This is a genomic window from Kaistia sp. UC242_56 (genome assembly GCF_044452255.1).
GTDB lineage: Bacteria > Pseudomonadota > Alphaproteobacteria > Rhizobiales > Kaistiaceae > Kaistia > Kaistia defluvii_A.
Genome location: NZ_JBIOAN010000001.1, coordinates 108,427 through 121,435, shown reverse-complemented (window position 1 = coordinate 121,435; position 13,009 = coordinate 108,427). Strand labels below are relative to the sequence as shown.

General features: G+C 67.1%; 12 protein-coding genes. 4 read left to right on the top strand and 8 right to left on the bottom strand.

The annotated features are described in order from the left end of the window. Positions 1-225 precede the first annotated feature (225 nt). Complete coding sequence (locus ACHMWQ_RS00580) at positions 226-894, bottom strand: exopolysaccharide biosynthesis protein (RefSeq protein ID WP_396305993.1); 669 nt, start codon at positions 892-894, stop codon at positions 226-228. Positions 895-1,049: 155 nt separating this feature from the next. Between ACHMWQ_RS00580 and ACHMWQ_RS00575 the strand changes: the two genes are divergently transcribed. Beyond that, positions 1,050-3,464 (top strand): DUF3772 domain-containing protein, encoded by a 2,415-nt coding sequence (locus ACHMWQ_RS00575; protein WP_396305992.1) that lies wholly within the window; start codon positions 1,050-1,052, stop codon positions 3,462-3,464. A gap of 89 nt (positions 3,465-3,553) precedes the next feature. Beyond that, positions 3,554-4,165, top strand: a complete 612-nt coding sequence (locus tag ACHMWQ_RS00570) for a CAP domain-containing protein (protein WP_354553664.1) — start codon at positions 3,554-3,556, stop codon at positions 4,163-4,165. Here ACHMWQ_RS00570 and ACHMWQ_RS00565 read toward each other — a convergent pair. Beyond that, the gene (locus ACHMWQ_RS00565; RefSeq protein ID WP_396305991.1) at positions 4,155-5,045 is read right to left on the bottom strand and encodes a LysR family transcriptional regulator; all 891 of its coding nucleotides are present in this window, start codon (positions 5,043-5,045) and stop codon (positions 4,155-4,157) included. The genes ACHMWQ_RS00570 and ACHMWQ_RS00565 overlap by 11 nt on opposite strands. Before the next feature lie 83 nt (positions 5,046-5,128). On the opposite strand from ACHMWQ_RS00565, the gene ACHMWQ_RS00560 reads away from it, so the two are divergent. Further along, positions 5,129-6,169 carry a YeiH family protein gene (locus tag ACHMWQ_RS00560; protein ID WP_396306314.1) on the top strand — a complete coding sequence of 347 codons (1,041 nt, stop codon included), beginning with the start codon at positions 5,129-5,131 and terminating at the stop codon, positions 6,167-6,169. Here the strand turns inward: ACHMWQ_RS00560 and ACHMWQ_RS00555 are convergent. Then, positions 6,132-7,280 (bottom strand): GNAT family N-acetyltransferase, encoded by a 1,149-nt coding sequence (locus tag ACHMWQ_RS00555; protein ID WP_396305990.1) that lies wholly within the window; start codon positions 7,278-7,280, stop codon positions 6,132-6,134. The two genes, ACHMWQ_RS00560 and ACHMWQ_RS00555, sit on opposite strands and share 38 nt — an antisense overlap. Then, positions 7,277-8,716, bottom strand: coding sequence for a lipopolysaccharide biosynthesis protein (locus ACHMWQ_RS00550; RefSeq protein ID WP_396305989.1), 1,440 nt, complete (start codon positions 8,714-8,716; stop codon positions 7,277-7,279). The genes ACHMWQ_RS00555 and ACHMWQ_RS00550 overlap by 4 nt, the downstream gene beginning before the upstream one ends. Positions 8,717-8,839: 123 nt before the next feature. Between ACHMWQ_RS00550 and ACHMWQ_RS00545 the strand changes: the two genes are divergently transcribed. Beyond that, positions 8,840-9,145, top strand: a complete 306-nt coding sequence (locus tag ACHMWQ_RS00545) for a sulfurtransferase TusA family protein (protein ID WP_396305988.1) — start codon at positions 8,840-8,842, stop codon at positions 9,143-9,145. Here the strand turns inward: ACHMWQ_RS00545 and ACHMWQ_RS00540 are convergent. The 4 genes from ACHMWQ_RS00540 to ACHMWQ_RS00525 all read right to left on the bottom strand — a co-directional run bounded on the left by ACHMWQ_RS00540 (position 9,133) and on the right by ACHMWQ_RS00525 (position 12,646). After that, the gene (locus tag ACHMWQ_RS00540) at positions 9,133-9,672 is read right to left on the bottom strand and encodes an NADPH-dependent FMN reductase (RefSeq protein ID WP_396305987.1); all 540 of its coding nucleotides are present in this window, start codon (positions 9,670-9,672) and stop codon (positions 9,133-9,135) included. The genes ACHMWQ_RS00545 and ACHMWQ_RS00540 overlap by 13 nt on opposite strands. A gap of 77 nt (positions 9,673-9,749) precedes the next feature. Then, positions 9,750-10,016, bottom strand: coding sequence for a hypothetical protein (locus tag ACHMWQ_RS00535; protein ID WP_354553658.1), 267 nt, complete (start codon positions 10,014-10,016; stop codon positions 9,750-9,752). 123 nt (positions 10,017-10,139) lie between these two features. After that, positions 10,140-11,321 carry a CobW family GTP-binding protein gene (locus tag ACHMWQ_RS00530; protein ID WP_396305986.1) on the bottom strand — a complete coding sequence of 394 codons (1,182 nt, stop codon included), beginning with the start codon at positions 11,319-11,321 and terminating at the stop codon, positions 10,140-10,142. A 5-nt stretch (positions 11,322-11,326) separates the two neighbouring features. Beyond that, a complete protein-coding gene (locus tag ACHMWQ_RS00525) occupies positions 11,327-12,646 on the bottom strand; it encodes a D-alanyl-D-alanine carboxypeptidase family protein (protein ID WP_396305985.1) in 1,320 nt (439 codons plus the stop codon). Between the last annotated feature and the right edge of the window lie 363 nt (positions 12,647-13,009).

The window sequence follows — 13,009 nt, the reverse complement described above, 5'->3', positions numbered from 1 at the left end:
TTGTAGAGAAAAGGTTTTCTCAAGTGGTGCTTAAAAAAGGCGGAGGGAGCGTCCCGCCGCCAGCGGCCGACTGAGAAAACCTTTTCTCACTCAAGGCTAGCACGATTTTTTCGTGGCGCAAGTCGATCCGGGGCAAGGTGCGCAGAAAATTCGGCGAGGTCCGACGCTGGCCGGGCGAAGCCCTTTGAAGCCTGGGGACAGGCCCGTCTGACGAAAGGCCTGCCTTCAGAGCGAAGCCCAGAGATCCGCCGTCCAGCGGTAGAGAAACAGCGACAGTTCCGCGCCGAAGAAGACGATCGCCGAGTTCCAGGCGATCGCGATCACGGTCAGCACCCAGCCCACGATCACGGCCAGTCCGTCGCGCTCGATCAGCCCGAAGGCGAAGACGATGACGGCGAGCGAGGGGAGCTGGTTACCGAGCGGGATCGGCAGCAGGATCATCACGGCGTGCACGAAGATCGGCACAGCCAGGATGAAATAGGCCAGCTTGCCCGCGAGAAAGGAATAGCGCGGCCGCAGCATCCATTCGACCCGCTTGAACCAGGGCGCGATCCAGGCGCCGCCGCTTACCACCGGGCCCCTGGGGAGGCTGCGCCGGCGCAGCCATTGCGGCAGCAGCAACCGATCGGCGCCCACCATGATCTGCAGCGAGAGGATGGCGAGCGCCGTGCCGAAGACGAACCCGGTCGGCAGGCCCGGGATCGGGATGAAGGAAGGGAGGGCCAGCATCAGGATGGTCAGGCCGAGGCCCGCTTCGCCCAGCGCATCGACCATGTCGCCGAGGCTCACCCGGTCCTTCTTCAGCACCGAACCCAGATCGGCCAGGATCGCCGAGGCGGACCGGGTCCGGAAGAACGCCGCCGTCTGGTCCTCGGGGTTCTGATCACTGGGCAAGCGGGGTTCCTTCGCGATGGCTCGAGGGTCGCATATGGGGTGCCGTCGCCGCCGCGCCACCCGGCCGGGCGTAACATGGAGCGCGTGCACCCTCCGCAAATTGCAGCTTAAATCCCTATTCTCGTCATCTTTCATCCTATAGCTCAGGCAAGCGCATGACGCGTTTCGTTGCCTGCCCGGAGATCTGCTTGTTCAGCGCCGCCGCCCTCCACCGCCCGTCCGCCTATCGCTTCGCGCCCCGCGCCTGCCTGGCCGCGCTGCTGCGCCTGGCGGTCGCCGCCTTCCTGCTCGCGGTTCTGGCGGTCGGGCTGGCCTGGGCCCAGCCGGATGACCCGCAGAAGCAGATCGACGCCTGGAACGCGACGCTGGAACGGATCGATCTCGCCATCGACCAGCCGGGCGTGACCGATGCCGATTTCCGGCGCTACAAGCAGGACGCGACCGACATCGTGCTGGCGGCGAATGCCTTTGCCGACACGCTGACGCCGAAGGTCGAGGCCGCGACTGCGCAGTTCGAGCAGCTGAAGCCGACGGAGACCACCGAGGCGGCGGAATCGGAAGCCGCCAAGGCGAACCGCCAGCAGGCGCAGCAGCAGCTGGCGGACCTGGCCGGCTTCCAGAAACAGGCGCTCGCCGTCGCGACGCATGGTTCCTACACGCTGTCCCAGATCGGCGAACGCCGGCGAACCCGCTTCACCGCCGCGTTGCTGGAGCGCAATTCCAGCCTGATCGACCCCGGCCTCTGGGGCGACGCCGCCACCGACGTCCCCTCGATCGTCGGCCGCTCGGGCTCGGTCGTCGGCGAATGGGCCGGCGTCGTCGCCAATCGCAGCGACCGCTCGGTGATCGCCATCTTCGTCAGCCTGCTGGCGCTGATCATCATGGTGCTGGTGCCGGGACGACGCTTCCTGCTTTCCAAGCTACGCCGGCCGACCGCCGACCAGCAGCCGACCATGCGGACCAAGGTGATGTCCGCCGCCGCAATCGTGGCGGTTAATGCCTTCCTGCCGCTGATCGTGTTGACCGCCGTGCAGTCGATCCTGAAGGCGCTGGATCTGATGCCCTATCGCATCGATCTGGTATGGACGGGTGCAACGGCGGCGATCGTGTTCTTCTCGCTCGCCTTTGGCGTGTCGCGGGCGCTGCTGGCGCCGACGCGCAGCACCTGGCGGCTGGTCGCGCTGGACGATGCCGTCGCCACCCGCGCCTTCCATCTCTCGGTCGCGATCGCGGCGCTCGAGGCGTTGGTGATCGTCCACCAGAGCTTCGCCAAGGTGACGCTGGCCTCGCTGCAGTTCGTCATCGCCCTGGACGGCATCCTGTCGATCGTCATCGCCATCCTCGTCATCGGCATGGTTCGCGTGCTGACCCGGCGCAACACGCCGGACGAGGAGGAAACGGACGACCCCGCCGACGAGGAATACGGCCTGGGCCGGCTCGCGCTGCTGGTCGCCGGCCTTTCCGCCGGGGCGGCCATCATCGCCAACCTGATGGGCTATGTCGCGCTGGGCCGCTTCCTCACCACGCAGACGGTCTGGGTCGCGGTGGTCATCTCGCTGCTCTATCTGCTGATGAAGCTGACCGACGAGCTGACCGCTGCCTCGTTCCGGCGCGATGGTGTGGTCGGCAGCCGCTTGATCTCCTCGGTCGGCTTCGCCCCGCGCTCGGTGACACAGGCCGGCGTGCTGGCCAATGGCGCGGCGCATCTGGTTTTGATCGGCTTTGCCTTCCTCGCCATCGTCGCGCAGTGGGGCGTGGATTCCTCCGGCCTGTTCGAGACGATCCGCCAGCTGTTCTTCGGCTTCAAGATCGGCTCGATCACCATCTCGCTGTCGACGCTGGTCGCCGGCATCGCCGTCTTCATCGTCGGCTTGGTCGTCACGCGCTCGATCCAGAACTGGCTCGACACCCGGTTCCTGCCGACGACGCGGCTGGATTCGGGCCTGCGCAATTCGATCCGCACGACCTTCGGCTATGTCGGCATGATCTTCGCGGCGACGCTGGCCTTCGGCTATGCCGGGCTGGATCTCTCCAACATCGCGATCGTCGCGGGCGCGCTCTCCGTCGGTATCGGTCTCGGTCTGCAGGCGATCGTCAACAATTTCGTCTCGGGCCTGATCCTGCTGGCCGAGCGGCCGATCCGCGCCGGCGACTGGATCACCGTCGGAGCGGAGGAGGGGACGGTCAAGCGCATCAATGTGCGCGCCACCGAGATCGAGACCTTCGATCGTGCCACCGTCATCGTGCCGAATTCGAGCCTGATCACCGGCGTGGTCAAGAACATGGTGCTGCGCGATCGGTCGGGCCGCATCATCCTGCCGGTCACGGTCAGCAAGCTGTCCGATGCGGAGGCGGTGAAGACAATCCTGCTCGAAACCGCCAAGGACCATTCGCTGGTGCTGCGCTATCCCGAGCCGATCGTGCTGTTCCTGAATTTCGGCGAGAAGTCGCTCGATTTCGAGCTGCGCTGCTATCTCGCGGATATCGCCACCGGCGCTACAGTCCGCTCCGACCTGCGGTTCGCGATCCTGAGCCGGTTGAAGGAAGCGGGGGTGGCTCTCCCCGGCTGAGCCGCCGGGGGGCCCTATCGCCGCTCGCAGTTCGTTAGCCTTTATTGCTTATTCCGGTATCTCCGCTTTCCTTACCCCCGAGGCGCTTCATGACCCCTTTCCTCCGGCGCATGCCCCCGCTGCTTGCCGCTCTGATCGCCGCCGCCGTCCTGGCCGGCTGCTCGGAGACGGTCGTCGACACGACGCCGAAATCGCCGGTCTTCTACAATCGGATCGATTCCGCCGGCGCGACCGTCGACCCGCAGGCCGCCGCCAGCCTGATCACGGGATACCGCATGAACAAGGGCCTCGGCCCCGTCACGGTGGATCCGCTCCTGAACAAGATGGCGGCCGATCAGGCGCGCGCCATGGCCAAGGCCGACAAGGTCAACCATGACGTTGGCGGCAGCTTCCAGCGCCGTCTCGCGGCTTCCGGCTTCGATGCCGGCATCGCGGCCGAGAATGTCGGCGCCGGCTATCGCACTCTGGCGGAAGCCTTTTCCGGCTGGCGCGATTCGCCCCACCACAACGCCAACATGCTGAAGCCCGGCGTGACCCGGATCGGCATCGGCACGGCCTATGCGCCGAAGAGCAAGTACAAGGTCTACTGGTCGCTCGTGCTGGCCAAGCCCTATGAGCGCCCGGCCGTCGTGGGCGGCGGACCGCTGCCGGCCGATGGCAGCACCGTCGTCTCGATCGGCGGCGCGGTCGTCAACCGCTAGCCGGGGCGACGAGCAGCGTTTCCAGGGCCAAGGCAGCCTTGGAGCGGTAGCGCTCCTTGTGCCAGACCATGCTGAAAGCGCGCGGCGTCATCTCGAAGGCGACGCGCGCCAGCTTGCCGGCGGCGATATGCGGGCTGGCGACCAGTTCGGATACCACGGTCGCGTGGTCCCCGACTTCGACGGCGGCCCGGACCGCCTCGTTGCTCGGCAATTCCAGCTCGACCTTCAGCGTCTCGGGCAGGATGCCGCGCGCGGTCAGCGCCGCCTCGAATACCGAGCGCGTGCCCGAGCCGCGCTCGCGCATCACCCAGCGCGTCGCCGCGATTTCCGCCGCGCCGACATGGCTTGCCTTCGCCAGGGGATGGCCCGGGGTCGTAACCAGGATCAGCCGGTCCTCGCCGACCGCCCGGGTGGCCAGCGCCGGATCGTCGATCTCGCCCTCAATGAAGCCGATTTCGGCCAGACCCTCATGCACCGCATGGCGCACGGTTTCAGTGTTGCCGGTCGCCAGATGGATGCCGATCGAGGGATAGGCGGCGCGGAAGCGGACCAGTGCCGGCGGCAGCCAGTAGCTCGCGATCGTCTGGCTCGCCTGGATTTCCAGCGTGCCGCGCATCAGCCCGCCCAGTTCCGCCAGCGCCAGTTCGGCCGCCTGAGCGCGGGCGAGCGTCGCCTGCGCCTCGATCAGGAAGACGCGACCCGCCTCGGTCAGCTCGATGCGCCGGCCGACCCGGTCGAACAGGCGCGTATCGTAGCGCGCTTCCAGCGCATGGATGGCGGAGCTTACCGCCGAGGGCGTCAGGCGCAGCGCCTCGGCGGCGCGCGTCAGATGCTCGCGCTCGGCGACGGCGATGAAAATTCTAAGCTGGTCGAGGGTCATGAGAATGTTTGTTCGATTGGATCGAACGAACAGTATTATATTTCGAAATGGATTGCATGATTAGCCGGTTGCATCTTCCCGGCATGTCCTTCGCTCTCCGCTCCTTCCCCGCTCGTCTGCACCCCCTGGCTCCGGGACTGGCCCTGACCGCTGCCGTGGCGGTCGCGGCCCTCCTTGTCGAGCATGCCGAGGCCGCCTTCTTCGGCCGCGCCTGGCTGGATGGCGTGGTGCTGGCGATCCTGATCGGCGTGGCGGTCCGGTCCGTCTGGCGGCCCGGCGAGAGCTTCCTGCCCGGCGTCGTGTTTAGTGCGCGCACGCTGCTGGAACTGGCGGTCATGCTGCTCGGCGCCTCTATCAGCGCCGCCGCCGTCGCCGCGCAGGGCCTGACCCTCCTTGTCGGGGTCGCGCTGGTGGTCACCAGCGCCATTCTGGTCAGCTATGGCATCGGCCGGATGATGGGGCTCGATCGCGGGATGGCGATCCTGATCGCCTGCGGCAATTCAATTTGCGGCAACTCCGCCATCGCCGCCGCGGCGCCCGTGATCCATGCCGATGGCGAGGACGTCGCCTCGGCCATCGCCTTCACGGCGGTGCTCGGCGTGGTGGTGGTGCTGACGCTGCCACTGCTGATATCCGTGTTCGGCCTGTCCGTGACGCAGTACGGCGTATTCGCCGGGCTCACCGTCTATGCCGTGCCGCAGGTGCTGGCCGCGACGGCGCCGGTCGCCGCCGCCAGTGTCCAGATGGGCACGCTGGTGAAGCTGCTGCGCGTGCTGATGCTGGGGCCGGTCGTGCTGGTGCTGTCGCTGCTGCAAAGCCGGATCGATGGCGCTGGCATCGCGACGGGACGTCCCAACCTGCGCCACATGGTGCCGTGGTTCATCCTCGGCTTCATCGGGCTCGGCATGCTGCGTTCCGCCGGGCTGATACCGGATTGGGTCGTCGGCTACACGGCCCCGCTCGCGAGCTTCCTCACCGTGCTCGCCATGGCGGCGCTGGGCCTGGGCGTCGACGTCCGCTCGGTCGCGCGGGCCGGCCTGCGGGTCACGGCAACGGTCGTGCTCTCGCTCGCAGCGCTGGGCATCATCAGCCTGGTGGCGATCCGGTGGATGGGGATCGCCTGAGCCGCGCCCCCAGCGCCTCGGCTTTCTTCCGCGCGGTGCGGACGAGGCGACGGGCGATGGGGCGCAGGCTCAATTCCAGCCGCGCCAGCGCCAAACCGATCTCGTAGCGGAGGCCGCCGCCCTTCGGCCCGATGACGAGCGTGCCGATTTCCAACCGGTCTGGCCAGATCGGGTCAACCATCGGGTGGTCGGGAATGGCAATCGAATCGATATGGTCGATGGCCGGATCGGCCAGCAGCGCGACGGACGCCTCCAGCATGATGTGGACGCCGGGCGAGAAGCGCGCATAGGCTTCGTCATAGGCGATCTTCCACGTCACGGCGGTGCGGCCGGCCTTGAAGCTGACCAGCATCGCTACGGCGCGGCCATCGAGCCGGATCGCATGGATCGTCGCATCGCCCCCGGCGACGGCGGCCTTGGCAAACGCCTTCTCGCGCTCGCGAAGCGTGAGCGCCGTGCCGCGCCGGCCCTTCCAGCCGCTCGCCTCCAGCGCGAAGAAATCTTCCAGCGCGGCAGCGAGACGTTCCGGATCCGAGACGTGCTCGACGGTGAGCGTTTCCAATTCCCCAAGGCGGCGAAGCTGGCGCGCCAGTTCCTTGCGCTTCTTGGCCGAGATCGCCTGCTGGAAAAGCGTGGGATCCGTGCCCGTCCGCTTCAGCATGGCGCGGCGGTGCGCGGCGAACACGGCAATTGGCCGGCCCGTGATCTCGGCCTGGTGTCGCAATGCATCGGCGACGGGGCCTGCGAGCGGCAGATAGGGGAACTCGAGGATGCGCCGTCCCGGTCTCCCGCCATCCATGGCGTCGATCAGGCCGGCGGCCGCGGCGTCGATCGCACCGGCGTCGAGCAACGGGGTTCCGAGCGGCCCGTGTGGATGCACCCAGACGGCCATGGCGGGGATCAGCCGGCCGAGAGGGGTGGGGCGGATCGGCGCCAGGGCGATGACGTCGCCGCTGGCATCGGTAATGGCGGCGATCGTTACGCTTGGGTCGCCGAGGTGCTCTCGCGCCGCGCCCAGAAGGCCCGCGGTGAAGAAGGGATTGTCCTCGGCCGTGCCCGCGAGCGATTCTCTTGCTGGCGCCGGCGCTTCCGCGACCGACCGGGTCGTCACGGCTGGCTCTCCGAAGGCGGGGTCAGGCGGATCGTGCCGCGCGGTCCCAGCACATGCAGGATCGAGCAGCGCAGCTTCAGCCGCCAGCGCACGGCCAGATACACGGCCAGCGTTTCCAGACAGAGCGCCAGCGAGGTTGCGATCGCTGCCCCCTCCAGGCCGAAATGCGGAATCAGCGTGTAGTTCAGGACCAGGTTGACCAGGAACGTGCCGGCATAGACGGCGGCGCAGATCCGCTGTTCCCCCGCCATGGTCAGGATGCTTTCCGCCGGACCGATCGAGGCGCGCACCAGCAGCCCGGCTGCGAAGATGAAGATCAGCTGGAAGCCGGAAACGAAACTGGCGCCGAACATCGACAGCAGGAAGCGGCCGCAGAGCAGCAGCAGAATGACGGCGACGACCGAGGGCCAGAACGTCCAGTGCAGCGAATCCCGCACCGTCGCCTCGAAGCGGACGCGGTCGCCGGACGAATAATATTGCGAGAAGCGCTGCATGGTGGCGGCGCGGACGGCGAAATAGACGAAGTGGACCAGCGCCAGCGTCTTCACCGTGGCGAAATAGACGGCGACCTCTTCCGGCGGGCGCAACTGGCCGACGATCAGGATGTCGACATTGGTCAGGAGGTTGAAGAACCCCTCGACCAGGAAGATCGGGAAGGCGACCGCGATCCAGGTGAAGGAGCGGTAGTGGCGGACGCCCGGCGTCACGACCTTCTGCGTACGATAGGCGAGCGCCCCCATCTGCAGCACGCTGGTCAGGTAGGTGGCGAGGATCGCCGTCGTCATCGCCGTTGTGGCGTCGGGGACCGCGCCCATCTCCAGCGCCACATAGGTGAAGAGGATGATCAGGACGGGGCGGATGATGAAGGTCGGCCAGAGCGCGAGGTCGGCCCAGTTGAAGCCGCGCGCCAGGCCATCCTGGATCTCGCCGATCGCCAGCATCGGGATGCAGATCGCCGCGAGATAGAGCGGCATGACGTAGTAGCTGGCGATGCTGTCGCGGAACAGGAAGATGCCGATCAGCCCGATCGCGGCGATCAGCGTCGCCGTGGCGAGGCCGTGCACGCGGCTGCCGATCAGGATGCCGCGCAACAGCGCGAGTTCGTTGCGTGCGGCATATTCCGGCACGAAGCGCACGACCGCGGTCTGGATGCCGAGGCAGGCAAGGCCGCCAATGATGACGGCGCCGACCCAGACGACGACATAGACGCCATATTCGAATTCGCCCATCCAGCGCGCCAGCAGCACTTGGCTGGCATAGGCGATGACGGCGGAGAGAATGCGGATGGTGAAGGCGGTCAGCGCCATGCGCTGGGCGACGGCGCGGTCGTCGCGGCCGGTGACGATGTTGTCGGCGATCGCTGCCAGGCGGACCAGGCGGGCGCGGAGCACCGCCGGCGCAAAGCGCTCGACCATGCCGACGAAGGAAACACGCACCGGGCGGAGCTCCTGAACCGGAAGGGAAATCGGGACGACCAGAGCGTTTTGTAGCGGTTTCTGCTTTAAGAAAGCGTTCGCCCGTCGAGCGGACCAGCCCGTGCCGAGGATATGCCAACCGACATGACCGACGATGCAGACCATGCCGCCCCGGACGAAAGCGCCCTCTGGCGCGCCGATCGCATGCTCGATGCGCGGGGAATCGCCTGTCCGCTGCCGGTTCTGAAGGCGCGCAAGCTACTCGCCGGCATGGCGCGGGATAGTCGGCTGCTGGTCGAGGCAACCGACCCGATGGCGGCGATCGACATCCCGCATCTCTGCCAGCAGGACGGCCATCGGCTAGTCCTCCAAGAGCGGCTGGAGGAGGGCGGCCGCCTGATCCTGCGATTCCTGATCGAGCGTGGCGCGAGCGCCGCTCAGGCGGACTGAGGCAATTCGATCGCGGCAAGCAGGGCTGCGAGACCTCGCTCGAGAATCGAGCGAAGTTCCGGATCGGCGGCGATGGCGTCGGCTTCGCGATTCCCGGCCAGCAGGGCAACGGCGATGCACGCCTCGTCCACGACCCGGGCCGACATGGTGGTTAGGACCAGACGAAGCGCCGCCTGCGCATCGGACGCGCGCGGCGAGGCATTGAACAGCGCGACTGGCTTGCCGGGAAGCTCATGTCCCCCGACGAGCCAGTCCAGGCCATTCTTGAAGGAACCGGGAATGCCGCGCGCATATTCCGGGCAGGAGATCAGGATCGCGTCCGCCGCGTCGACACGCGCACGAAGATCGGCGACTGGGACAGGCAGGGGGCCGGCTTCGATGTCCGGATTGAAATGGGGCAGGTCGCCCAAGCCTTCGAGGTGCTCGAAGACGACCCGTGCCGGCGCGATTTTTTCAGCCGCGCGCAACAGCGTCCGGTTGGAAGAGGCGGCGCGCAGGCTGCCGCAAAGCGTCAGGATCTTGGGCATGGACGGATCGAATCGCTCCAGCATGGTGGGGGACCATGTTGCCGGAGCGATCCGGCGACGCCAGCCGGTATCGAAGGCTAGCCGAGATAGCGGATCTTGCCGCCCTTGGTGACGATGCAGTTGAACTGTCCGCCGTCGATGACGAGACCGAACTCATAGGTGCTGCTGCGCACCTTGGTGCGGTTGATCTGCACGTTGCCGCGCAGGGCATTGTGCTTGATGGCGGCCTTGTTGATGCAGATGTTCTTCGCCGCGTTCTGCGAAACGGCCAGGGCCTGGGTCGGCATCATCGGCAGGCAGGCGGCGATCGACACGGCTGCGGCGACGGCAATCTTCATCGACATCTTGGCTCTCCTCAGGGTTGCCTCTGATGCCTTAACGACGCCTTTCCCATTCGGTTCCGTCCCGACAAGCGCAATTGTTCCGGAGCCATCTGCAACCGCCGAGGGCGGAGGCTACGGGCGTGGTCAGGGCCGGAAAACGCCGGAAAAGCCGGAGATGGCGAGGGGGTTGTCGGCCACCGTCGCCGCGTCGGCGATATCGGTCTGCGGCAGGTCGGAGAAGGCGCCGACCAAAGCGCGTTCGGCCGCTTCCGGCATGTCGCGCACGATCAGCACCAGCCGCGAGCGGCGGTCATCGCTCGGCCAGGCGGGAAGCCGGGCGGGCGGATGGAAGATCGTCTGCGCCGCCTGGATGACAAGCGGCCGCTCGGGTGCGTCCGCCGTCTGCACCAGCCCCTTCAGCCGCAGCAGGCTCGCGCCGTGTTCGCGGGCCAGCCGGTCCAGAAAATCATCCAGCGCATGGCGCGAGATCGGCGTCGCGCGGGTCGCGACGAAGGAGCGGATACGCGCGTCGTGCCGGTTCACGTCATGCACGTGCTGGTGCGCATGCGCCGCATGGCCGTGACCATGGTCGTGATGGTGATGGCCGTGGTCGTGATCATGACCGGCATGGGCTTCGGCCGCCAGCCAGCCGACGACGTCGGCGATCTTGCCCTCGGTGCTGAAAGGCTGCGTGTCGAACAGGCTGGCGGGCTGCACGTCGTCGCCCGACGCTTCGAGGATGACGGCGCTGGGGTTGAGGGCGCGGATGCGGTCGCGGATCGCAGGATCGGCTTGGGCGAGATCGGTCTTGGTCAGCACGATGCGGTCGGCCACAGCGACCTGCCGGTTGGCCTCGTCCGACATGTCGAGCGTGCGCGCCCCGTTGACGGCATCGACCACGGTGACGACGCCGTCGAGCCGGTAGCGCATCGCCAGATAGGGGTGGAGCAGCACGCTCTGCAGCACCGGCGCGGGATCGGCCAGCCCGGTCGTCTCGATGACAACCCGGTCGAGCCGTTCGATGCGGTGATTGTCGAGCGCGCGCAGCAGGTTCTCGAGCGTGGTGACCAACTCGCCGCGAATGGTGCAGCAGAGGCAGCCGGAGGAAAGCTCGATGATGCCGTCCTCGGACTCGCCGACCAGCAGATGGTCGAGCCCGATCTCGCCGAACTCGTTGACGATGACGGCGGTGCCGGCGAGCGCTGGATCGCGCAGCAGCCGGTTCAGCAGCGTCGTCTTGCCGGCGCCGAGAAAGCCGGTCAGCACGGTCAGCGGGATCGGCTTCGGGCGTTGGCGGGCGGGGCTCTGGGCGGCTTCCTGAGACAAGCGCGTCACTGCGAGATGGCGAGCGCCGAATCCGGCAGGGGGGCGACATCGGTCGAGTCGAAGGGGACGCCGAGCTCGATCTTGGGCTTGGCGGGCGCCTTGGCCTTCACCGGCTTGTCGCCCTCTTTCTTGGCGATGGCCTTGGAAGGCTTGGCGACGGGCTTTGCCGCCGACTTCTTGTCGCCGTCCTTCTTGCCGTTCCGGGCGGCCTTGCCCTTCTGCTTCTTTTCCTGCTTGGCGGCGGCCGCTGCGATGGCGGCGGCTTCGTCCTCGGCTTCGGCGACGGCGGCCGGCTTGATCGAGCCGTCCGGGTTGCGCACGCCGATCGTCGAGACGACGACGGGCTCCATCAGCTTGACGCGCGGCTCCAGCGCGCTGGGCAGGTTTGGCGCGGCGGCGGTCTCCGCCTCGTGCTCGCCGCGTTCCTTGCGGTTGCAGATGTCGTCGCGCATGTTGATCGCGCCGTCGACTGGCGAGGCGCCGCGGAAGCTGGCCAGCGTGGGCCGGTTGCCGGTTAGCGCCAGGCTACCGAAGCTCTGGTTCATCAGGCGGGCCGTCAGCTCGGCGCGTTCCTTGGCGGTGCTGGAACCAAGCACCACGGCGACCAGCGTATGGCCGTCGCGCGAGGCGGTCGCCACGACGTTGAATCCGGAGGCGCAGATGAAGCCGGTCTTCATGCCGCTGGAGCCGGGATAGCGCTCGAGCAGCGAGTTGGCGGATTTCAGCACGCGCTTGCCGGAGCGGATCGCAGTGATGCCATAGAGCTGACGCCGTTCGGGAAACTCGATCCAGAGCGCGCGCGCCAGCACGGCGAGATCGCGCGCCGAGGTGAACTGGCCCTCGCCGGGCAGGCCGTTCGGATTGATGAAATGGGTGTTCGTCATGCCGAGCCGGGCCGCCTCGGCATTCATCATCGCCACGAAGCCGGCCTCGCTGCCGCCCACCGTCTCGGCGATCGCCATGGCGATGTCATTGGCCGAATGCACCAGCATCATCTTCAGCGCATTGTCGAGATCGATGACCGTTCCGACCTTGAAGCCCATCTTGCTCGGCTGCTCGTTGAGCGCGTGGCGAGAGACGACGATCTGGCTCGCCAGCGAGATCCTGTTGTCGCGGATTGCCTTGAACACGACATAGGCGCTCATCAGCTTGGTCACCGAGGCGGGGTACCAGTCCTGGTGCGCATTGCGCGCCGCAAGGACCTTGCCGCTGTCGATGTCGGCGACGATGTAGGGCGTCTCCACCGCGGAAGCCGCGTTCACGCCAAGGCCTACCAGCAGGATGAGTGCGAGGAACCGGGCGATCGATCGGGTCACGAAGTGCATGTCAGGCTTTGTCCGTGTCGGGAAGGTGGCGGGACCGACGAGGCCGGCGCGTCGGACCTGAATAACCGATCTGGGGCAGGCTTGGCAAAGCGACCAAACCGCCGACTTGGCGGACGATCCGGAAGTCCTTGGAATGAGAGCGAAAATTTCTCTCGGTCCGCGGGGCGCTTCAAACGGCGTCCGCGAGGCGATCGGCTGATTTTTGACGACCGATTCACGATTTCGCGCAGCCCGTGCCGCTGCGGAGACCATGGCATGACGCAACGTTATGGCCTAGATTAGGGGCATGGGTCGTTCTGGGGGCGGCATGCGAGAGGTCGCCGGACCGGCATGCGGTCTGGCGACGTACCACGATTGTGAGGA